The organism is Streptomyces caatingaensis (assembly GCF_001187435.1).
GTDB lineage: Bacteria > Actinomycetota > Actinomycetes > Streptomycetales > Streptomycetaceae > Streptomyces > Streptomyces caatingaensis.
This window is the reverse complement of sequence record NZ_LFXA01000004.1, coordinates 400,445-419,942: the sequence shown is the minus strand read 5'-3', so window position 1 is coordinate 419,942 and position 19,498 is coordinate 400,445. Positions and strand designations below refer to the sequence as shown.

Here is a 19,498-nt window from a genome sequence, read left to right as displayed (position 1 = left end):
GCGACCCGGGGAACCAGGGGTGCTCCCCTGTCAGTTGGGTGTGGTATTCGCGCGCGCCCGCGAGGGACAGGGAACACGACCGGTCGCGGTGCGACATTCCCGTCATGTGGCGGGGGACCACGGGGACGCGGGGGACGGTGTTTCCGTCGTCCCCTCTTACCTTCCCTTCCTCTGCTGACTGAGACAGAGGGGAAGGGCGTCTGAGCCGTCCCCCGCGTCCCCCCTTCCGGGCAGTGCGTCCGTTTCCGCTTGATGAGCGGGGTTCTGTGGGGGACGACTCGACGTGCGGTGCGCGTCCCCCTGTCGTCCCCTGAGCGTCCCCCAGGCGTCCCCCGGAACAGCAGCGCCCCGGGCGGCGGGAGTGCCGTACCGGGGCGCGTAGCGATGGCGGGGCGGTCATGACGACGGGACGTACGTGACAGCCCATACCTTGCCGTGCTTGTTGCTGCCGGAGGTGCGAGCCACGTGGATGCCGCGGGAGCGGAGTGCGGGGGCGACCTGGCGGATACGGGCACTGAGGACGGCCGGCGTCTTGGGCCAGCCTTCGGCGAGGCCGCGCCCATCGCTGCTGAGTTGCCGGTGAAGGTCGGCCATGGTGCCTTGCCAGCCGTCGGGCGGGAAGGCGGGCGAGGCGGTCCACTCGCGCAGGGCGGCGGCAACGGGGTGGCCGTCGAGCACGGCATCGTTCAGCGTGTCCTGCGCACCGTTGAACGCGTCGAGGCTGCGCCATCCGGTGACACGGTCGAGGGCGTGCAGCAGCTCGGCGAAGTCGGCGAGCCGCGGGCGCTCGGTCAGTTCCGCGGCGGCGTGGGGGAAGTCCGCCCACACGTCGGTGGCGAGGTCGAGCAGTGCGCCGAGGATGCGCGGGTGCGCCCGCTCGTACGCAGCCCACAGGGCGCCGGCGGTGCGCCGCTTGTGTCGGGGGATGGGGGCGAGTTCGAGCGGCAGCATGCGTTCGGCGAGGTCGTTGCGGAGCGCGCCGAGGTCGATTCCGGTGAGCAGTACGGGGCGCTGGTAGGTCAGCACGTTGACGTCGTCGTCGGTATAGAGAGCGCGGGTTACCTGGGCGTCGCCAGTGACGATGCGGCACAGTGCGTCGGACAGCCAGCCGGGCATGCCCGAGAGGTTGTCGAGGGCGAGCACCCATCCGGCGGCGGTGGTCGGCCCGAGGTCGCGCAGGGTTTCGGGCGCCTGGCGCAGCGGGGCGCGGGCGCCCTCGATGACCCCGGCGAGCATCTGCCCTGACGTGCTCTTGCCCGTGCCCTGTTCGCCCGTGAGGTAGGCGACGGGCCGCGGCATGCTCGGGCGCAGGGCGGCGAGCAGCCAGCCGACGGCGAGTGGCAGCGTCTCGGCGGTGAACGGCAGCAGCGCGGCGAACTCCTCGATACCCTCGCGCCAGCCACCCGGGACGCGGTCCGGGCGCGGCAGCGGGCGGACGAGCCGGCTGCGGCGCCACACAGGCCCGGTCTCGACGTCCGGGTAAGTGAGCGTCCAGCCGTCCGGGGCGAGGCGTACCGACTGCCCGTCGGGGCGGCCGAGGTCGAGCCACGTCACGTTGCCGTCGTCGGGGTCGGCGGCGACGCGCAGCGGCAGTTCGACCTCGGGCACGTCCGCAGCGAGCGCGTCGAGGGCGCCGAGGGCGTCGGCGAGCGCGGACTGCGAGGGGGTGCGCTGGCACTCGGTCACGTAGGCGCGTGTGAGGTGCTGGCGCAGGCTGCCGGTGCCGCTGTGGGCGGTGGCGCGCAGCGGCACGGCGACGGGCGGGCCGTCATACGACACGGCGTAGGGGGCGCCGTTGTGGCGCAGGTAGCGGAATCGGTTCTGGCCGAGCATGCGCAGCACTTCGGCCTGCGGCGGCTGCCTTTCCTGCTTCGGGCCGCGCGGCTGCTCCGTGGCCGTTTCCAGTCTCGGGAAGGGGACGACGGAACGCGCGGCGGCGGTCGGGTTGAAAGTCAGGGCGGAGGTCATGCGGCGGCTCCCGTCAGGGTGCGCGGGTGCCGCTCGCCGGCGGCGAGCCCGGAGCGTATGGCGGACTCGGCCTCGCGGCCCGACAGTCCAGCATGGCGGGCGGCATCGGCGAGGACGTCGGCGACCTGGGCGCGATCAAGACGGCCCGGGGCAAGCAGCGTGCCGAGGCTGAAGGCGGCCCGGTTGAGCGTGTCGTTACGGGTGCCGGGCTGTGCCTCAGCAACCGCGCGCAGCTCGGCCTCGACGGCGGCGGCCACGTACCCGGTACCCATGCCGCGGGAGCGCCACGGCAGGGCGACTCGGGGCCGCTCGGGGCGCACACGGTGCCCGGTCCGGTCAAGGTCGCGGGCGAGCCACACGGGTAGCTCGGCGACCACGCGGCAGTCCCCGAGCGGGGTGTACGCGCCGTCGCAGGTGACCGTGCCCGGAGCAACGGCGTATGACGATCCGGCGCGCACGTCGAGCTGCCAGCCGAGCGCGCCCGCCTGTGGGCGCCACTGCGTACCGGCGGGCGCCCGGAACCAGTAGTGAAGCCCGCCCGAGGGCGTGCGCACGGTGAGCGTTTCCGGGGCACAGCCGGGCAGCGTGGCGCGGCGCGCCTCGACAAGCAGCGCGAGGACGTCGCGGCCGTCGCGGACGCTGCCCGGGGCGATGTCGTCGGGCAGTTCGACGCCGGGCAGCAGCCGCTCGGCGTCGGCCGGCACATCGCCGCCGTGACAGTCGACGTCGAGGATCACCAGTCCGGAGGGTCCCGCGGCCACGCCGACCCCGGCCGCGGGCGTGCTTGCCCACCATGCGGTGATGCGGTCGGGGTCGGTGGTGGCGGCGAGCACCCCGTGACAAGGGCGGCCGTCGGCGTGGCACTGGCAGGCACGGCCGTCGTGCTCGACATAGGCGGGGTTAGGGCGCTCAGCAGTGCCGGGAGAGCAGCGGTCGCAGCCGCGTACGGGCACCTTCCGGCCCGGGGCGAGCGGGTGAACCGCGTAGCCCTGAGCGGCGAACCACAGGGCTACGCGCAGCGGGCCGGGAGTCGGGGGCGTCACGCTCTCACCGCCCCAGCAGGGCGGCGAGACGAACCTCGACGGCGGCGAGGCCGTGCGGATCGGTGACCTGGTAGTCGGAACAGTCGGCCATGGCGGCGGCGAGTTCGCGCGTGGTGTGGTCGCCAATGTCACGCGCGGCGCCTATGAAGACGTCAACGCCGAAGCCGCGCGGTGCGGGCATGAGCCCGCCGTATTGCTGTGTAGGGACGGGCAGGACCGCCCATCCATGCCACATGGGCAGGTGGTCGGTCATCGTCGGCGGGGCGGTCGAGCAGCGGGGGTGCATGGTGTGCACGGAGGAGCATCCTTCCGAGCGGCCCGGGTGGTGAGAAACCCGGCGCCGCTGGTGATCACTGGCGAAGTGGTGGGCGAGGCGTAGGGGCCGTCGGCCTTCGCAGGCCGGCGGCCCTTGTCGGGTGCGACAGAGCGGGGCGCGCATCACGCGGCGTCGGTGGCGTGGCTGTCGAGCCAGCGATCGATGTCCTCCCAGCGGGCGCGCAGATGGCGGCCGACCTTGATCATCCGCGGGCCGCTACCGCGATGCGACCACTGGTAGACGGTGGCCAGCGGCACGCCGCAGTAGTCGGCGAGTTCCTGCGCGGTGGCGAGCTTGCGGCGGGCGGTGGCATTGGGGAGCTGGGCAGGGGACACGAATCCTCCTATGTCGATTCGACATCAACCGTTGTCGTTTTGTTATGTGATCACCTTGCGATGCCTCGCTGCGCATGTCAACCTTGCGCAAGGATTTGTCGTATCGACAGAAGAGGTGGGAATGTGGGCAGCTCTCAATCCGCGAGCGACTTCGTCGCCCAGCGGGTCCAAGAGCTACGGAAGCGTCAAGGGCTCTCGGCCAAGGAACTCGCCGAACGCTGCCGCTTGATGGGCGCGCCGGGCATGACAGGTTCAGTGATCGCCAACATCGAGAGCGGTCGACGTGACCTGAATGGCCGTCGCCGGCGGCAGGTCACCCTCGAAGAGTGGTTGATCCTGGCGCAGGCTCTACACGTTGCGCCGATTCACCTGCTCGTACCGGTCGATGACGAGCAGGTGCGCTACGAACTCACCCCCGAGCCTTCGCAGCCGACTCACGGACTCCAGCGTGAGAACGCCGGTTGGGTCCGCGGGTGGATTAGGGGCGAGGCGCCGCTCACCTTCACGGATGAGCGCATTTACCGCAGCGAGGTGCCAGCGGAAGAGTGGAAGTCCCGCGAGCGGCGCCAGCGTGAGGGGCATGAGGCGTACATCAAGGTTTGGGAAGCCCTCGGGGCCGCCGGCGTCGAACCCGAGGCTCTGACGGCTGACGCGGGCGGGGATCAGGGGGAGGCAGAGCCGAATGGCTGAGGTTTACGACCGGTGGCACAAGTCTCGTCCGGGCAAGGACGACAAGCCGTGCAGCGAGCACACCAGCAAGACGCGCAAGCTCGCCCCGAGCGGCGAGCACGGCAAGGGGAAGCGGTGGCAGGTCCGTTGGCGCGACGCGAGCGGGAAGCAGCGCAAAGAGAACTTCGACAAGCGCGCCGCAGCCGAGACCCGCGCGGCCACCGTCAAGGCCGACCTTGACCGCGGCCTGTACGTCGACCCCGCCGCGGGCAAAGAGAGCTTCCGGGCCGTCGCCGAGCGGTGGCGCGTCTCGGCCGTGCACCGCACGAGCACCGCGACGCGCGTCGAGCGGGCACTGCGCCGCCACATCTACCCGACGTTCGGCGACCGGGCGATGTCGAGTATCCGCTCGTCAGAGATACGGGCATGGGTGAAGGACCGCGCCGCCGTGTTGTCGCACAACAGCCTGCGCACGACCTACGCCTACCTCGTGACCGTGTTCCGCACGGCGCTGCATGACGGCATCCTGCGCGTGAACCCTTGCGAGGGCGTGAAGCTGCCCGAGGCGCGCCGCCGCGAGATCGTGCCGCTTCACCCTGACGCCGTACGGGCCCTCGTCGAGGCCGCGCCCGCTCGGTACCGGGCGCTGATCCTGTTCGCCGCGGCGTCCGGCCTGCGGCAGGGGGAAGTGTTCGGCCTCGAAGTCGAGCACGTCGACTTCCTGCGCCGCACGGTGCGAGTCGAACAGCAGTTGGTCGGCCCGGACGACGGTGAGCCGTTCATCGGCGAGCCCAAGACGCACGAGAGCTACCGCACGGTGCCGCTCGCGAAGTCCGCCGTTGACGCGCTCGCCGCGCACCTCAAGGCACACCCCGCGCCGCTGGTGGACGTCGAGGACCGGACGGACCCGCGCAACCCCAAGCGACGTAAGGCGCGGCTGATCTTCCCGAACGAGCGGCGCGAGGCCGTACGCCGCTCGGCCTGGGCACGCACGTGGGCCCGCATCGTTGAGCGGGCGAACAAGGACCTTGACGAGCGGTACGCCGCGGCACACGCGGAGTGGGTACGCGTGGGGAGGCCCGAGGGCGCCGAGCCCGAGCGCGTGCAGGTATTCGAGGGCGCGAGCATGCACGACCTACGGCACTTCTACGCCTCGCTGCTCATCCGCCACCGTGAGGACGTCAAGACGGTGCAGAAGCGGCTCGGGCACTCCAAGCCGTCGATCACACTCGACACGTACACGCACCTGTGGCCCAACCAAGAGGACACGACGCGGGACGCTGTCGAGGCAGTTCTCGGCACCGGTGTGCCCCAGAAGTGCCCTGAGACCCCTATCGGGGGTGCATCTGCGCAGGCCAGAGCCGTAAGCCAGCGGTAGAAGAGGATCTGCTGGAGGCGGGCCAGGTCGGCGTCGCTGTAGAGCCGGTAGCCGGCGGAGGTGCGCTCGCTGGGGGTGAGGAGGCCGGTGCGGTCGTAGTGGTGGAGGGTGCGTACGGTGATGCGGGCGAAGTCGGAGACCTGTCCGACGGTGTACGTCATGGGGCTGCCTTTCGTTTTCCGGGGACAGGGTGGGGGCTGACGTCGGGTGAGGGTCAAGCGCCGGCCCGCTCCGCCCCGGCCCCGGGGTTTCCTCCCCGCCCCGCCCTTTCACCGTTTCCGCAGGGGCTGCGCCCCTGCGCGACCCCACGGCGCGCGGCGCGCGCCGACGCCGCGGGGCTCCGCCCCCGCACCCCGCCGGGGCTCCGCCCCGGAGGAATGGTGAAAGGGCGGGGCGGGGGAGAAAACCCTTGCCCCCCCACACCGCCCCGCCCGTCCCCGCGCCACCCCGCCCCTACACGGACACGTCACCACCCCCACCGCCGCCCTCCCGGTGCAGGAGGAGCACCGGCACCCTCCGCCCCGCGCGGGCGCGGAAGGTCGCGAACTTCGGTTCGATGGCGATCTGTCGCCGCCACAGGCTCTCGTACTCGTCCTCGTCGGTGACCTCGGACGCCCGTACCGGGTAGGTGTCGCGGCCGACCTCGGCGGTGAGGCGGTCGGGGTGGGCGCGGAGGTTGTGGTACCAGGCGGGGGCGGCCGGGTCGCCGCCGTTGAGGGCGAAGACGGTCAGGTGGGGGCCGTGGGGGAGGTAGACCAGCGGGGTCGTCCGCGGGAGTCCGCTGCGCGCGCCCACCGTGGTGAGCAGGAGCAGGTCCGTCCCCGCGAAGTCCCCGCCCACCACACCCCCGTTGGCGCGGAATTCCTCGATCACCCGCTCATTGAACGGATTGCTCACGCTGTCACCGCCAAGGGGTCGGACGTAGGGTTCGTTCGCCGGTCATGGTGGCGACGCTAGGAGCTCACATCGGTGTGAGCTTCAAGTCGGTGTGAGAGGGATCACGTTGATGAGGATCGGGGAGCTCGCGGAGCGCACGGGAGTGAGCGTCCGGCTGCTGCGCTACTACGAGGAGCAGGGGCTGCTCGCCTCGGAGCGGACCCCCGGGGGGCAGCGTTCGTACGCGGCGGACGCCCCGCTCGTCGTCGGCCGCATCCGCGGACTGCTGGAGGCGGGGCTCCCGACGCGGGTGATCCGCGAGGTGCTGCCGTGCGTCGAGGGGGACGGCCTGTTCGTCCACCCCTGCGTGGGGGACCGGCTGAGGGACGCGCTGCGCGGGATGGACGAGAGGATCGCGGGCCTTTGGGAGAGCCGGACGGAGCTGGCCGCGATCCTCGCCGAGACCGAGCGGGCCGAGCGGGCCGAGCGGGCCGAGCGGGCCGAGCGGGCCGAGCGGGGAGCGGCCCGCGCCGGGACGCGCGCCGTCCGGTAGCCGCCGGCCGCCCCGGGCGGGCCCTGCGGCCGCCGGAGGGCTGTTCCACAATGGAGGCGACGGAGGCGGGTGCGCGGCACACGCCCCGGCGGGCAGGATGGGGGCGAGGACGACGGCACACACCGGCGGGGGCGTCCCCCGGGCACGGGCGGGGGCCCACCGCGCCGTGCGCTTCCGGATGCCCGTGCGCAACGCGTCCGAAATCGTGTGGTGGGATGCTGATGTGCCCCGGCCTGCCCCGCGGCCGGGGACGGACGGCCTGACCAGCGAGGATAGGTAGCTATGGATAAGCAGCAGGAGTTCGTGCTCCGTACCCTCGAGGAGCGCGACATCCGCTTCGTGCGGCTGTGGTTCACGGACGTGCTCGGCTATCTGAAGTCGGTCGCGGTCGCCCCGGCCGAGCTGGAGCAGGCCTTCGACGAGGGCATCGGCTTCGACGGGTCCGCGATCGAGGGATTCGCCCGGGTGTACGAATCCGACATGATCGCCAAGCCGGACCCGGGGACGTTCCAGATCCTTCCCTGGCGCGCCGAGGCCCCCGGCACGGCCCGGATGTTCTGCGACATCCTCATGCCGGACGGCTCGCCCTCGTACGCGGACCCGCGGTACGTCCTCAAGCGCATCCTCGCCAAGACCTCCGACCTCGGGTTCACCTTCTACACCCACCCCGAGATCGAGTTCTTCCTGCTCAAGGACAAGCCGGTGGACGGCACCCGCCCGGTGCCCGCCGACTCCTCCGGCTACTTCGACCACACCCCGACCGGCGTCGGCATGGACTTCCGCCGCCAGGCGATCACCATGCTCGAATCCATGGGCATCTCGGTCGAGTTCAGCCACCACGAGGGCGCGCCCGGCCAGCAGGAGATCGACCTGCGCTACGCGGACGCGCTGTCCACGGCCGACAACATCATGACCTTCCGGCTCATCATGAAGCAGGTCGCGCTGGAGCAGGGCGTGCAGGCCACGTTCATGCCGAAGCCGTTCTCCGAGTACCCCGGCTCCGGGATGCACACCCACCTGTCCCTCTTCGAGGGCGACCGCAACGCCTTCCACGAGTCGGGCGCCGAGTACCAGCTCTCCAAGGTCGGCCGCTCCTTCATCGCCGGCCTCCTGCGGCACGCGGCCGAGACCTCCGCGGTCACCAACCAGTGGGTCAACTCCTACAAGCGCATCTGGGGCGGCTCCGGCCGCACCGCCGGCTCCGGCGGCGAGGCCCCCGCCTACATCTGCTGGGGCCACAACAACCGCTCCGCCCTCATCCGCGTCCCCATGTACAAGCCCGGCAAGACCGGCTCCACCCGCGTCGAGGTCCGCTCCATCGACTCCGGCGCCAACCCGTACCTGACCTACGCCGTCCTCCTCGCCGCCGGCCTCAAGGGCATCGAGGAGGGCTACGAACTCCCGCCCGGCGCCGACGACGACGTCTGGGCCCTCTCCGACGCCGAGCGCCGCGCCATGGGCATCGCCCCCCTCCCGCAGAACCTCGGCGAGGCCATCGAGCTCATGGAGCGCAGCGAACTGGTCGCCGAGACCCTCGGCGAGCACGTCTTCGACTTCTTCCTGCGCAACAAGAAGCAGGAGTGGGAGGAGTACCGCTCCGAGGTCACCGCCTTCGAACTGCGGAAGATGCTTCCGGTCCTGTAGACGTCCGCGGCGGCTAGGCTGGCCGCCGGGAACTTGATCGAACATGGTCAGGCTGGAGGCGGCGGGACGATGGTGCCGGGGCGCAGGAGCAGCACCTTCAGCCGGCTGGTGCGGCACGGGTTCACGGATCCCGCGATGGCCGGGCGGCTGCTGGAGGCGGACGGACTGGCGGCCGTGCGGGACGATCCCGTGCTGCTCGACGCGCTCGGGGCCACCGCCGACCCCGACCTCGCGCTGCGCGGGCTCGCCCGCCTCGTCGAGGCGGCCGGCGAGGACGCCCGGACCCTGCTGGACACCCTCGCCGCCGCCAAGCCGCTGCGCGACCGGCTGCTCGGCGTGCTCGGCGCCTCCGAGGCGCTCGGCGACCACCTCGCCCGCCACCCCGCCGACTGGCACGCGCTGGTCACCTTCGAGACCGGCGACCTGCACCCCGACACCGCCGCCTTCGAACAGGCCCTGGCCGACGGCCTGACGGCCGGGCGGGAGCAGGGCCTCGCCCCCTCCAACGCGCTGCGCGCCGCCTACCGCCGCTGCCTGCTCACCATCGCCGCCCGCGACGTCACCGGCACCGCCGACGTCGCCCAGACCGCCGCCGAACTCGCCGACCTGGCGACCGCGACCCTGCGGGCCGCGCTCGGCATCGCCCGCGACGAGCACCCCGAGGACGCCGCCGCCTGCCGGCTCGCCGTCGTCGGCATGGGCAAGTGCGGCGGCCACGAGCTCAATTACGTCTCGGACGTGGACGTCATCTTCGTCGCCGAGCCGCACGGCGGCACCGCCGAGGGCCCCGCCCTCCAGGCCGCCGCACGGCTCGCCTCCCGCATGATGCGGATCTGCTCCGACGCCACCCCCGAGGGCACCATCTGGCCCGTCGACGCCAACCTCCGCCCCGAGGGCCGCAACGGGCCGCTGGTACGGACGCTCCGCAGCCACCTCGCCTACTACCAGCGCTGGGCCAAGACCTGGGAGTTCCAGGCCCTCCTCAAGGCCCGCCCGGTGGCCGGGGACCCGGTGCTCGGACAGCGCTACGCGGACGCCGTCGCCCCGCTCGTGTGGCAGGCCGCCGAGCGCGACAACTTCGTCCCCGACGTCCAGCAGATGCGCCGCCGCGTCGTCGCCTCCATCCCCGCCGACCGCGTCGACCGCGAACTGAAGCTCGGCCCCGGCGGCCTGCGCGACGTCGAATTCGCCGTCCAGCTCCTGCAGCTCGTCCACGGCCGCAGCGACGCCACGCTGCGCAGCGGCAGCACCCTGGACGCCCTCGCCGCGCTCGCCGCCGGCGGCTACGTCGGCCGGGCCGACGCCGCCGCCCTCGACGCCGCCTACCGCTTCCTGCGCGCCATGGAGCACCGCATCCAGCTCCACCGGCTGCGCCGCACCCACCTGGTGCCCGAGGACGAGGCCGGACTGCGCCGCCTCGGCCGCTCCCTGGGCTTCCGCACCGACCCGGTCGCCGAACTCGACCGTGAGTGGCGGCGGCACGCCCGCGAAGTGCGCCGGCTGCACGAAAAACTCTTCTACCGGCCGCTGCTGGACGCCGTCGCCCAGCTCGAACCCGGCGAGATCCGCCTCAGCCCGAAGGCCGCCGGACAGCGGCTGGAGGCCCTCGGCTACGCGGACCCGGCCGCCGCGCTGCGCCATCTGGAGGCGCTGGCCTCGGGAGTGACCCGGAAGGCGGCGATTCAGCGTACGCTGCTGCCCGTGCTGCTGGGCTGGTTCGCCGATTCCGCCGATCCCGACGCCGGACTGCTCAACTTCCACAAGGTGTCCGACGCGTTGGGCAAGACCCCCTGGTATCTGCGGCTGCTGCGCGACGAGGGCGCCGCCGCGGAGAATCTCGCCCGGGTCCTCTCCGCCGGGCGGCTCGCGCCCGACCTGCTGCTGCGCGCCCCCGAGGCCGTCGCCATCCTCGGTGCCCCGGAAGGGCTGCGCCCGCGCGACCGCGAGTCCCTGGAGCAGGAGACGCTGGCCGCCGTCGGCCGTGCCGAGGACGCGGAGGCCGCCATCGTCGCGGTGCGCGGGGTGCGGCGGCGCGAGCTGTTCCGCACCGCCGCCGCGGACATCATCGGCGCCTACGGGCGCGCCGGTTCGGGCACGGGGGTCGTCAACGGCTCGCGCGGCACCGGCCGTGACCACGGCAGCCGCTGCGACGTCGTCGGCCGGGCCGTCTCCGACCTCAACGCGGCCGCCCTGGCGGGCGCGTTGCGCGCCGCCGTCCGGGCGGAGTGGGGCGACACGCTGCCCACCCGCTTCGCCGTCATCGGCATGGGCCGCTTCGGCGGCCACGAACAGGGTTACGGATCCGACGCCGACGTCCTCTTCGTCCACGAGCCGCGGGACGGCGTCGGCGAGGAGGAGGCCGCGAAGGCCGCCTTCGCCGTCGCCAACGAGATGCGCCGGCTGCTGCAACTGCCCACCGCCGACCCGCCGTTGCCGATCGACGCCGATCTGCGTCCCGAGGGCCGCTCCGGCCCCCTCGTCCGCACCCTCGCCTCCTACGCCGCCTACTACCGGCGTTGGTCGCTCGTCTGGGAGAGCCAGGCCCTGCTGCGGGCCGAACCGGTCGCGGGCGACGAGGAACTGGGCCGCCGCTTCCTCGAACTCGTCGATCCGCTGCGGTATCCCGAGGACGGCCTCGGCGACGACGCGGTCCGCGAGATCCGCCGGCTCAAGGCCCGCATGGAGCGGGAGCGTCTGCCGCGCGGCGCGGACCGTACCCTCCACACCAAGCTGGGCCGGGGCGGGCTCTCGGACGTCGAGTGGACCGTCCAGCTCCTCCAGATGCGCCACGGCCGCGCCGTCCCCGCCCTCCGCACCACCCGCACCCGCGAGGCGCTCGCCGCCGCCCGCGCGGCGGGGCTGCTCGCCTCCGACGAGGCGCGGATCCTCGACGAGGCGTGGGTGCTCGCGACGAGCGTCCGCAACGCGGTGATGCTCGTGCGGGGGCGTCCCGGGGACTCCTTCCCCGGCGACGCCCGGGAGTTGGCCGCGGTCGGCCGCTACCTCGGGTACGGGCCCGGTCACGTCGGTGACATGCTCGATGACTACCGTCGGACGACGCGGAGGGCGCGGGCGGTGGTGGAGGATCGGTTCTACGGGGGGTAGGAGGGTCTCACCGGTCCACGACCGGTACCCGCCTCGCCAGCCGGTACGGAAACGCCCCGTACCACACATACGACAACCCGAACCCGAAGCCGAGGCACAGCAATCCCCCGACCGCATCCAGCCAGAAGTGATTCGCCGTCGACACGATGACGACCAACGTCGCCACCGGATACAGAACCCCCAGCACCTTCCCCCACACCGGCCGCACCAACACCGCGATCATCACCCCGCACCACACCGACCACCCGATGTGCATCGACGGCATCGCCGCGTACTGGTTGGAGACGTCCGCGAGATTGCCCGAGGCCATCGAACCCCACGTGTGGTGGACGACGACGGTGTCGACGAAGTCGCCCCCGGGCATCAACCGGGGCGGCGCGAGCGGGAACAGGTAGTAACCGAGCAGCGCCACACCGGTCGTGGCGAAGAGGACGAGGCGCGCGGCCGCGTAGCGCCCGGGGTGCCAGCGGTAGAGCCAGACGAGCACACCGATCGTCAGGACGAAGTGCAGCGTCGCGTAGTAGTAGTTCATCCCCACGACGAGCCAGGTCACCGAATTGACGGCCCGGTTGACGGTGTCCTCGACGGCGATGCGCAGGGTGTGCTCCGCGCCCCAGATCCAGTCCGCGTTGCGCAGCGCCTGGGCCTTCTGCTCGGGAACGGCGTTGCGCACGAGCGAGTAGACCCAGTAACTGACCCCGATGAGGAGCACTTCGAACCAGAGCCGGGGCCGGCGGGGCGAACGCCGTCCGCGCGGGGACGGCCCGCGCGGCGACAGGCGACGGTCCGCAGGCGGCCTGTCCGCGCTCTCCCCGTTGGGCGGCGGGGCTGCCGTACGGCCTTCCAGGGTCCTTGCGGTCGCTTCACCCATAGGCCCACAGTGTGCCAGAGTCGCGAAGGGCGCAGATCATCCCCGAGGTGGGTCCTGGCGGCTTTCGGCCTGCCGCGCACCGGGCGTAACGACCGCCGCCCCCGTCGAGCCCCGTACGACCAGCTCCGGGAGGAAGACGAACTCGCTGTGGGGCGCGGGCGTCCCGCCGATCGCCTCCAGCAGCGCGCGCACCGCCGCCTGCCCCATGGGCCGCACGGGCTGGCGGACGGTGGTCAGCGGCGGGTCGGTGAACGCTATGAGCGGGGAGTCGTCGAAGCCGACCACGGAGACGTCCCTGGGCACCTCCAGGCCCGCCCCGCGGGCCGCCCGGACCGCGCCGAGGGCCATCATGTCGCTGGCGCACACGACGGCCGTGCAGCCCCGTCCCAGGAGCGCCTCGGCCGCCGCCTGCCCGCCCTCCAGGGTGAACAGCGAGTGCTCGACCAACTCCTGTGCGTCGTCCGCCTCCACGCCGAGCTGGTCCTTCATCGAGCGCAGGAAGCCCTCCGTCTTCCGCTGGACGGGCACGTACCGCGCCGGTCCCACCGCCAGCCCGATCCTGCGGTGGCCCAGCTCCGCCAAATGGGTGACGGCAAGCCTCATCGCGGCCCGGTCGTCGGGGGAGACGAAAGGGGCCCGCACCTTGGACGAGAAGCCGTTGACGAGGACGAACGGCACGCCCTGGGCGCGCAGCCGCTCGTAGCGCTGCATGTCGGCGGAGGTGTCCGCGTGCAGGCCGGAGACGAAGATGATCCCGGCCACGCCGCGTTCCACGAGCATCTCGGTCAGCTCGTCCTCGGTGGAGCCGCCGGGCGTCTGCGTGGCGAGGACGGGCGTGTAGCCCTGGCGGGTCAGCGCCTGCCCTATCACCTGCGCGAAGGCGGGGAATATGGGGTTCTCCAGCTCGGGTGTGATCAGCCCCACGAGGCCCGCGCTGCGCCGCCGCAGCCGCACCGGCCGTTCGTAGCCGAGCACGTCGAGCGCGGCCAGCACGGACTGGCGGGTGGACGCGGCCACCCCCGGCTTCCCGTTGAGGACGCGGCTGACGGTTGCTTCGCTGACACCCGCCTGGGCTGCGATGTCGGCCAGCCGTGCGGTCACGGGAGGTGACTGTACCGGTCCCATCTCAGACTTCCCACCACACGCAGGTCTCGGCGGGCAGCCGGACCGTGCCGCCGGTGAACTCCAGCGGGGCGGTGGCGAGCACCGGCCGTCCCGGAACGGTCAGTTCCACTTCGATGCCGAGGGTGTTGAGCGTGCACGCGAACCCCGGCCGGGAGAAGGCGAGGACGCCCTCCGGCACCCCGGCGTCCCCGTCCCCCGTCGCGTGCCAGGACATCGGACCGTCGCCCAGGCCCGGCAGCCGGCGCCGCAGGGCCAGCGCCGAGCGGTAGAGCTCCAGCGTCGAACGCGGGTCGCCGGACTGGGCCGCGACCGACAGGTGCCGCCACTCCGCCGGCTGCGGCAGCCAGCTGCCGGCCGGGCCGAAACCGTACGGCGCCTCGGCGCCCTCCCATGGGATCGGCACCCGGCAGCCGTCCCGCGTGCCCTCCTGGCCGTCCCCCCGGAAGAACGCCGGGTCCTGCCGCACGGCGTCCGGCAGGTCCACGACCTCCGGCAGCCCCAGCTCCTCGCCCTGGTAGACGTACGCCGAACCCGGCAGCGCCAGCATCAGCAGCGCCGCCGCACGCGCGCGGCGGGTGCCCCGCTCGCCGCCGCCGTAGCGGGTCGTGTGCCGGACGACGTCGTGGTTGGACAGCACCCAGGTGGCCGGCGCGCCCACCGAACCCGTGGACGCCAGCGACTCGTCGATGACGGCCCGCATCGCCGCCGCGTCCCAGGGACACGTCAGGAAGTGGAAGTTGAACGCCTGGTGCAGCTCGTCCGGGCGCACGTACAGGGCGAGGCGCTCGGGCGTCGGCGCCCACGCCTCGGCCACGCCGATCCGCCCGCCGTCGTAGGAGTCCAGCAGCCGCCGCCAGGAGCGGTGGATCGCGTGCACCCCGTCCTGGTCGAAGAACGGCAGCACCTGCGCGCCGATCAGTTTGGCCTGTTCCTTTCGCCCGATGTCGGGCAGGCCGGGGGCCTTGACCATGCCGTGCGCGACATCGACGCGGAAGCCGTCGACGCCGAGGTCGAGCCAGAAGCGCAGGATCGACTCGAACTCCGCCGCCACCTCCGGGTTCTCCCAGTTGAGGTCCGGCTGCTCCGGGGCGAAGAGGTGGAGGTACCACTCGCCGTCGGCCCCGCCCGTCCGGGTCCACGCCGGGCCGCCGAAGACCGACTCCCAGTCGTTGGGCGGCAGTTCGCCGTCCGCCCCCCGGCCGGGGCGGAAGTGGTAGCGGGCGCGGGCCGCGCCGCCCGGCCCCTCCGCGAGCGCCTCGCGGAACCACGCGTGCCGGTCGGACGTGTGGTTCGGCACGATGTCGACGATGACGCGCAGGCCGAGGCGGTGTGCCTCGCGGACGAGGTCGTCGGCGTCCTGGAGGCCGCCGAAGAGCGGGTCCACGGCGCGGTAGTCCGCGACGTCGTAGCCGCCGTCCGCCTGCGGCGAGGCGTAGAACGGCGTCAGCCAGACGGCGTCGACGCCCAGCTCCGCCAGGTACGGCAGGCGTCGGCGTGCGCCGCGCAGATCGCCGATGCCGTCGCCGTCGCTGTCCGCGAACGAGCGGACGTAGATCTGGTAGATGACGGCGTCGCGCCACCAGGGCGTTGCCGGTGGGGTGTTGCCCTCCGTGGCGGTGGTGGTGGCGGGGGCCGGGTTCTGGGTCATGGGGTTCCTTGGGGCTGGGAGTGAGGTTCGGGTTGTGGGTGGGGGAGATTTCGCCCCAGCCCCTCCCCCGGAGGGGACAGGGGCACAATCACCCGCCGGCCGGCGGCTAGCCCTTCGTGCCGCCGGCCGTCAGGCCGGATATCAGGTGGCGCTGCGCCAGGAAGAACACCACCCCGGCGGGAACGGTGATGAGGACCGCCGCAGCGGTCATCAATCCCCACTCCGCCTTCTGCTGCCCCACGAACGTCTGCAACCCCACAGCCAAGGTGTAATGCTCCTCACTGCTCATGAACTGACTCGCGAACGCGACCTCGCCCCACGCCGTGATGAACGAGTAGAACCCCGTCACCGCCAGCCCCGGCCGCGCCAGCGGCAGCACCAGCCGCCAGAACGTGCCGAACGGCGTGAGCCCGTCCACCCGCCCCGCCTCGTCGATCTCGGCCGGGATCGTGTCGAAGTAGCCCTTGAGCATCCAGGCGCAGAACGGCACGGAGACCGAGCAGTAGGTGAGGATCAGGCCGGCGTACGAGTCCAGCAGGCCCAGCTGCCCGAGGATCGTGTAGAGCGGCACGATCAGGACCGCCATCGGGAACATCTGGGCGACCAGGAACGTCCACATCAGCGGCCGGTGGCCGGGGAAGCGCAGCCGCGAGACCGCGTACCCGGCACTGGCCGAGACGAGGACGCCCAGCGCGGTCGCCCCCGCCGCCACGACGAGCGAATTGCCGAACCACACGAGGAACTTGGTGTCCGACAGGACGTAGCGGTACGTCGACAGGCCGAGGCCGCCGATCCGCGTCGGCTCCTGCCAGCCGTCACGCCCGTGCAGCGAGACGAGGACGACGAACAGGACGGGGAAGAGGGCGAGCAGCGACGCCACGGCCAGCGTGGCGTGCAGCGCCACGGAGGCGCCGCGCGAACGGGGCTTCACCGCGCCACCTCCTGCCGCGCCAGGGCCCGCCGGTAGAACGTGGCGAACACCAGCAGCAGCGACAGGAGGAGGATCCCGTACGTCGCCGAGCCCGCGTAGTCGCGGATGCCCTGGAAGGCCAGCCGGTAGGCGTAGGTCACCAGGATCTCGCTGTCCGAGCTCGCGCCCTGCCCGATCAGCAGGTAGATCACCTGGAACATGTTGAACGTCCAGATGGTGCCGAGCAGGACGACCGTCCCGCTCACCGTCCGCAGGCCCGGCAGCGTCACGTGCCGGAACCGCTGCCAGGGCGAGGCGCCGTCGAGTGCGGCGGCCTCGTGCAGCTCGGCGGGGATGGTCTGCAGCCCGCCCAGGAGGGCGACCATCATGAACGGCACGCCCATCCAGACGTTGACGGCGACGGCCGCCGCCTTTTGCAGGGTGCTGTCGCCGAGCCAGTCCACGGCGCCCGCGCCGAGCCGTTCGAGCACCGCGTTGAGCACCCCGTACTTCTCGTTGAACATCAGCCGCCAGGAGAAGGTGGCGACGAACGCGGGCACCGCCCACGGCAGGATCAGCAGCACGCGGTAGAGGCCCCGCAGCCGCATCGGCCGGTTGAGCAGCATCGCCAGGCCCAGGCCGAGGACGTAGTGGAGGACGACGCACGACGCCGTCCACACCACCGTCCAGCCCAGCCGGCCGTAGAAGTTGCCCTCCTGGCCGGACAGGACGCGCCAGTAGTTGTCGAGGCCGACGAACCCGTACGTCGACGGGATGTGGTTGACGCCGATCGTGCGGGCGGTGTTGGCCTCGTCGGCGTCCGTGAACGACAGGTAGATGCCCTTGCCCAGCGGATAGGCGACCAGGACGGCCAGGACGACGACCACGGGCAGGACCATGGCCCACGCGTACCAGTGGGCCGTCAGCGAGCGGCGCAGTCTCGTCATGACGCGACCGCGTAGTCCTTGAGGAGCGCCGACTTCCACTCCTTCGCCGTGGCCTCCAGGCCCGCCCGCGGCTCCTCCCGCAGCGTCAGGATCTTCGTGTAGTGCTGGAGCCAGACGGTGAACAGGTCGCCGCCCTGCGGGATCGGCGGGCGCGGGTGCGCCGTGGTCAGCGCGTCATGGAAGGACTTGCGGACCGGGTCGGCCAGAACGTCCTTGGTGTAGGCGGACGTTCGCGTCGGCAGCAGCCCCAGGGCGGTGGACGCCTCGCGCTGCCGCTCGCCGTCCGTCATGAACCGTACGAAGAGGTACGACGCGTCGAAGTTCCGCGTTCCCGCGTAGACGACGAGGTTGTGGCCGCCCACCGGGGCCCCCGCGACCCCGGTGGAACCGGCCGGCACCGGGGCGATGCCCAGGTTCTCCCGCCGCTTGAACGCGTCGCCGCCGAACAGCTCCTTGGTCGCCCAGGGGCCGTCGATCAGCATCGCCAGCCGGCCGTTCTTGAAGTCGGTCTTGAGCGCGTTGTAGCCGTCCGTCCCGGCCGGCTTGGGCGCCGCGCCCGACCTCACCAGGTCCACGGCCGTCTCGATGCCCTTGCGCGACGCCGGGTCCGCGATGGTGATCCGCTTCCCGGGCACGTCGAGCATGTCGCTCTTCTCCCCGTAGAGGAACGGGAGGGAGTAGTAGCTGTCGGGGCTCAGGCCGATGCCGCCGGCCCCGGACTTCTCCCGCACCTTCCGCGCGGCGTCCTTGACCTCCGGCCAGTTCGCCGGCGGCCTGTCCACGCCCGCCTCGCGCAGCAACTCCTTGTTGTAGAGCAGCCCGAGGGTGTCCGTCACCTGCGGGACGCCGTACGTCCTCCCCTCGTACGCCGCGCCCTCGAGCGGTCCCCGGAGGAAGTCCTCCGGGCGGTCCAGCGCCGGGGTCCCCGTGAGGTCCTTGAGGTAGCCGAGCTGTGCGAATCCGGCCGTCCACCCGACGTCCGCCCGCAGCACGTCGGGCGCGCCCCGGCCGGCGGCCGCCGCCGTCTTGAACTTCTGCTGCGCCTGGTCGAAGGGGACGTTGACGTAATCGACCTTGATCCTGGGATACTTGGCCTCGAACTCCGCGACCAGTCTCCTGAACTCCGGCGCCTCGTTCGTCGCGTCCGACGTGTCCCACCAGGTGACGGTCCCGCTCACCGCGCCCGGGTCCCTGGCCGCCTTCTCGCCGCTGCCGCCGTCGCCTCCGCCGCTGCCGCCACAGCCGGCCGCGGCGAACGCGAGCACGCCGAGGGCGGCGGCGATCGGTATGCCTCTTCGCATAGGGATCTCCTCGTCACGAGGGCCGGTCCTGGGGTGGGACGGCCCGGGCTGAGGAGGAAGCTAACAGCTTGCAATCCCTTGCGAAAGGGCTTGCAAGAAAGGGGCGTCCCCCGGCGGTGGCAGGGCGGGGAGGGGGACGCTCAGAGCGTCGCCAGCGCGGTGACCGCGTCGCCGAAGGGGCCGTCCTTCGGCTCGTCCTCCAGGACGCGGCGCAGGACGGCCGCCATCCCGGCGTCATGGGCCGCGCTCGCGGCGGTCATCGCCACGAAGGCGTGCACCAGTTGCGACTCCAGCTCGGCCCGCGGAATGCCCGGCTCCTCGCGCCAGAGCCGGGCCGTGGTGTCGGTGAGGGAGATCCAGGAGCGGAGGGCGACCTCGAGCCGGGGGCCGGGCGTGCCGACGGCGAGCCGGCCCAGGAGGCGGGCGTAGGCGGCCTCGCGGACGCGCCCCGTGAGGTCGGGGGTGCCGCGCAGGAGGACGGCGTAGCCGGTGGCGTCCTCCGAGGCGAAGTCCAGGAAGCGGGCGATGACGTCCAACAGGACGGTTCCGGGCGGGACTTCGCGCCGCTCGGCGAAGTGCGTCGCCAAGTCGTCGGCGGCGCGGTGCAGTACGGCCTCGTAGAGGCTCTGCTTGCCCGCGAAGTAGTGGTAGACGAGCGGGCGGGAGATGCCGGCGGCGGCCGCGATGTCGTCGAGCGAGACCCGCTCGGGCGGCCGCCGGCTGAACAGGTCGAGGGCCACGGCGATGAGTTGCTCGCGCCGCCGCGCCACGTCCATGCGGCGGCGGTTGCGGGTCGCGGTGGTCATGCG

17 protein-coding genes and 1 pseudogene are annotated in these 19,498 nt (G+C 72.4%); 5 read left to right on the top strand and 13 right to left on the bottom strand.

The annotated features are described in order from the left end of the window. Positions 1–396 precede the first annotated feature (396 nt). The 4 genes from AC230_RS09265 to AC230_RS09250 all read right to left on the bottom strand — a co-directional run bounded on the left by AC230_RS09265 (position 397) and on the right by AC230_RS09250 (position 3,662). Entirely contained in the window at positions 397–1,968 is a 1,572-nt protein-coding gene (locus tag AC230_RS09265) for a hypothetical protein (protein WP_078871084.1), read from the bottom strand. Beyond that, positions 1,965–3,011: a bifunctional DNA primase/polymerase gene (locus AC230_RS09260; RefSeq protein WP_049715590.1), complete on the bottom strand. Its 1,047-nt coding sequence runs from the start codon at positions 3,009–3,011 to the stop codon at positions 1,965–1,967. Before AC230_RS09260 ends, AC230_RS09265 begins: the two co-directional genes overlap by 4 nt. 4 nt (positions 3,012–3,015) lie before the next feature. Further along, positions 3,016–3,306, bottom strand: a complete 291-nt coding sequence (locus tag AC230_RS09255; protein WP_049715589.1) for a hypothetical protein — start codon at positions 3,304–3,306, stop codon at positions 3,016–3,018. Between the two features lie 143 nt (positions 3,307–3,449). Continuing rightward, positions 3,450–3,662, bottom strand: coding sequence for a helix-turn-helix transcriptional regulator (locus AC230_RS09250; protein ID WP_198535477.1), 213 nt, complete (start codon positions 3,660–3,662; stop codon positions 3,450–3,452). A gap of 123 nt (positions 3,663–3,785) precedes the next feature. Here AC230_RS09250 and AC230_RS09245 point away from each other — a divergent pair, with 123 nt between their 5' ends. Continuing rightward, positions 3,786–4,352 carry a helix-turn-helix domain-containing protein gene (locus AC230_RS09245; protein ID WP_049715587.1) on the top strand — a complete coding sequence of 189 codons (567 nt, stop codon included), beginning with the start codon at positions 3,786–3,788 and terminating at the stop codon, positions 4,350–4,352. Continuing rightward, positions 4,345–5,709 carry a tyrosine-type recombinase/integrase gene (locus AC230_RS09240; protein WP_049715586.1) on the top strand — a complete coding sequence of 455 codons (1,365 nt, stop codon included), beginning with the start codon at positions 4,345–4,347 and terminating at the stop codon, positions 5,707–5,709. Before AC230_RS09245 ends, AC230_RS09240 begins: the two co-directional genes overlap by 8 nt. Here AC230_RS09240 and AC230_RS31865 read toward each other — a convergent pair. Both AC230_RS31865 and AC230_RS09235 read right to left on the bottom strand, forming a co-directional pair. Continuing rightward, positions 5,697–5,870 (bottom strand): annotated as a pseudogene (locus AC230_RS31865) (MerR family transcriptional regulator); the annotation flags it as partial. The gene AC230_RS09240 and the pseudogene AC230_RS31865 overlap by 13 nt on opposite strands. 292 nt (positions 5,871–6,162) lie before the next feature. Then, entirely contained in the window at positions 6,163–6,606 is a 444-nt protein-coding gene (locus tag AC230_RS09235) for a nitroreductase/quinone reductase family protein (RefSeq protein ID WP_049715585.1), read from the bottom strand. A 109-nt stretch (positions 6,607–6,715) separates the two neighbouring features. Between AC230_RS09235 and AC230_RS09230 the strand changes: the two genes are divergently transcribed. The 3 genes from AC230_RS09230 (at position 6,716) to AC230_RS09215 (ending at position 11,887) form a co-directional block, all read left to right on the top strand. After that, positions 6,716–7,138, top strand: a complete 423-nt coding sequence (locus AC230_RS09230; RefSeq protein WP_078871082.1) for a MerR family transcriptional regulator — start codon at positions 6,716–6,718, stop codon at positions 7,136–7,138. Positions 7,139–7,420: 282 nt separating this feature from the next. Beyond that, on the top strand, positions 7,421–8,782 hold the full coding sequence (gene glnA, locus AC230_RS09220) for a type I glutamate--ammonia ligase (RefSeq protein WP_049715583.1): 1,362 nt from the start codon (positions 7,421–7,423) through the stop codon (positions 8,780–8,782). Positions 8,783–8,851: 69 nt separating this feature from the next. Beyond that, complete coding sequence (locus AC230_RS09215) at positions 8,852–11,887, top strand: bifunctional [glutamine synthetase] adenylyltransferase/[glutamine synthetase]-adenylyl-L-tyrosine phosphorylase (protein WP_049715582.1); 3,036 nt, start codon at positions 8,852–8,854, stop codon at positions 11,885–11,887. Positions 11,888–11,894: 7 nt separating this feature from the next. Here AC230_RS09215 and AC230_RS09210 read toward each other — a convergent pair whose 3' ends face one another. From AC230_RS09210 to AC230_RS09180, 7 genes are all read right to left on the bottom strand, one after another. Continuing rightward, on the bottom strand, positions 11,895–12,758 hold the full coding sequence (locus tag AC230_RS09210) for a phosphatase PAP2 family protein (protein WP_049715581.1): 864 nt from the start codon (positions 12,756–12,758) through the stop codon (positions 11,895–11,897). 36 nt (positions 12,759–12,794) lie between these two features. Then, positions 12,795–13,859, bottom strand: coding sequence for a LacI family DNA-binding transcriptional regulator (locus AC230_RS09205; RefSeq protein WP_049715580.1), 1,065 nt, complete (start codon positions 13,857–13,859; stop codon positions 12,795–12,797). Between the two features lie 25 nt (positions 13,860–13,884). Next, positions 13,885–15,531 carry a glycoside hydrolase family 13 protein gene (locus AC230_RS09200; protein WP_049715579.1) on the bottom strand — a complete coding sequence of 549 codons (1,647 nt, stop codon included), beginning with the start codon at positions 15,529–15,531 and terminating at the stop codon, positions 13,885–13,887. Positions 15,532–15,637: 106 nt separating this feature from the next. Next, on the bottom strand, positions 15,638–16,462 hold the full coding sequence (locus AC230_RS09195; protein ID WP_049715578.1) for a sugar ABC transporter permease: 825 nt from the start codon (positions 16,460–16,462) through the stop codon (positions 15,638–15,640). Then, positions 16,459–17,388: a carbohydrate ABC transporter permease gene (locus AC230_RS09190; protein ID WP_049715577.1), complete on the bottom strand. Its 930-nt coding sequence runs from the start codon at positions 17,386–17,388 to the stop codon at positions 16,459–16,461. The genes AC230_RS09195 and AC230_RS09190 overlap by 4 nt, the downstream gene beginning before the upstream one ends. After that, positions 17,385–18,689 (bottom strand): extracellular solute-binding protein, encoded by a 1,305-nt coding sequence (locus AC230_RS09185; protein ID WP_049715576.1) that lies wholly within the window; start codon positions 18,687–18,689, stop codon positions 17,385–17,387. Before AC230_RS09185 ends, AC230_RS09190 begins: the two co-directional genes overlap by 4 nt. A 140-nt stretch (positions 18,690–18,829) precedes the next feature. After that, a complete protein-coding gene (locus AC230_RS09180; protein WP_049715575.1) occupies positions 18,830–19,495 on the bottom strand; it encodes a TetR/AcrR family transcriptional regulator in 666 nt (221 codons plus the stop codon). Positions 19,496–19,498: the final 3 nt, after the last annotated feature.

Excerpts from the sequence above, each read along its gene's own strand:
- AC230_RS09215 (WP_049715582.1), top strand. The coding sequence starts at position 8,852 with ATGGTGCCGGGGCGCAGGAGCAGCACCTTCAGCCGGCTGGTGCGGCAC.
- AC230_RS09210 (WP_049715581.1), bottom strand. The coding sequence starts at position 12,758 with ATGGGTGAAGCGACCGCAAGGACCCTGGAAGGCCGTACGGCAGCCCCG.
- AC230_RS09230 (WP_078871082.1), top strand. The coding sequence starts at position 6,716 with ATGAGGATCGGGGAGCTCGCGGAGCGCACGGGAGTGAGCGTCCGGCTG.
- AC230_RS09190 (WP_049715577.1), bottom strand. The coding sequence starts at position 17,388 with ATGACGAGACTGCGCCGCTCGCTGACGGCCCACTGGTACGCGTGGGCC.
- glnA (WP_049715583.1), top strand. The coding sequence starts at position 7,421 with ATGGATAAGCAGCAGGAGTTCGTGCTCCGTACCCTCGAGGAGCGCGAC.
- AC230_RS09180 (WP_049715575.1), bottom strand. The coding sequence starts at position 19,495 with ATGACCACCGCGACCCGCAACCGCCGCCGCATGGACGTGGCGCGGCGG.
- AC230_RS09265 (WP_078871084.1), bottom strand. The coding sequence starts at position 1,968 with ATGACCTCCGCCCTGACTTTCAACCCGACCGCCGCCGCGCGTTCCGTC.
- AC230_RS09240 (WP_049715586.1), top strand. The coding sequence starts at position 4,345 with ATGGCTGAGGTTTACGACCGGTGGCACAAGTCTCGTCCGGGCAAGGAC.
- AC230_RS09185 (WP_049715576.1), bottom strand. The coding sequence starts at position 18,689 with ATGCGAAGAGGCATACCGATCGCCGCCGCCCTCGGCGTGCTCGCGTTC.
- AC230_RS09200 (WP_049715579.1), bottom strand. The coding sequence starts at position 15,531 with ATGACCCAGAACCCGGCCCCCGCCACCACCACCGCCACGGAGGGCAAC.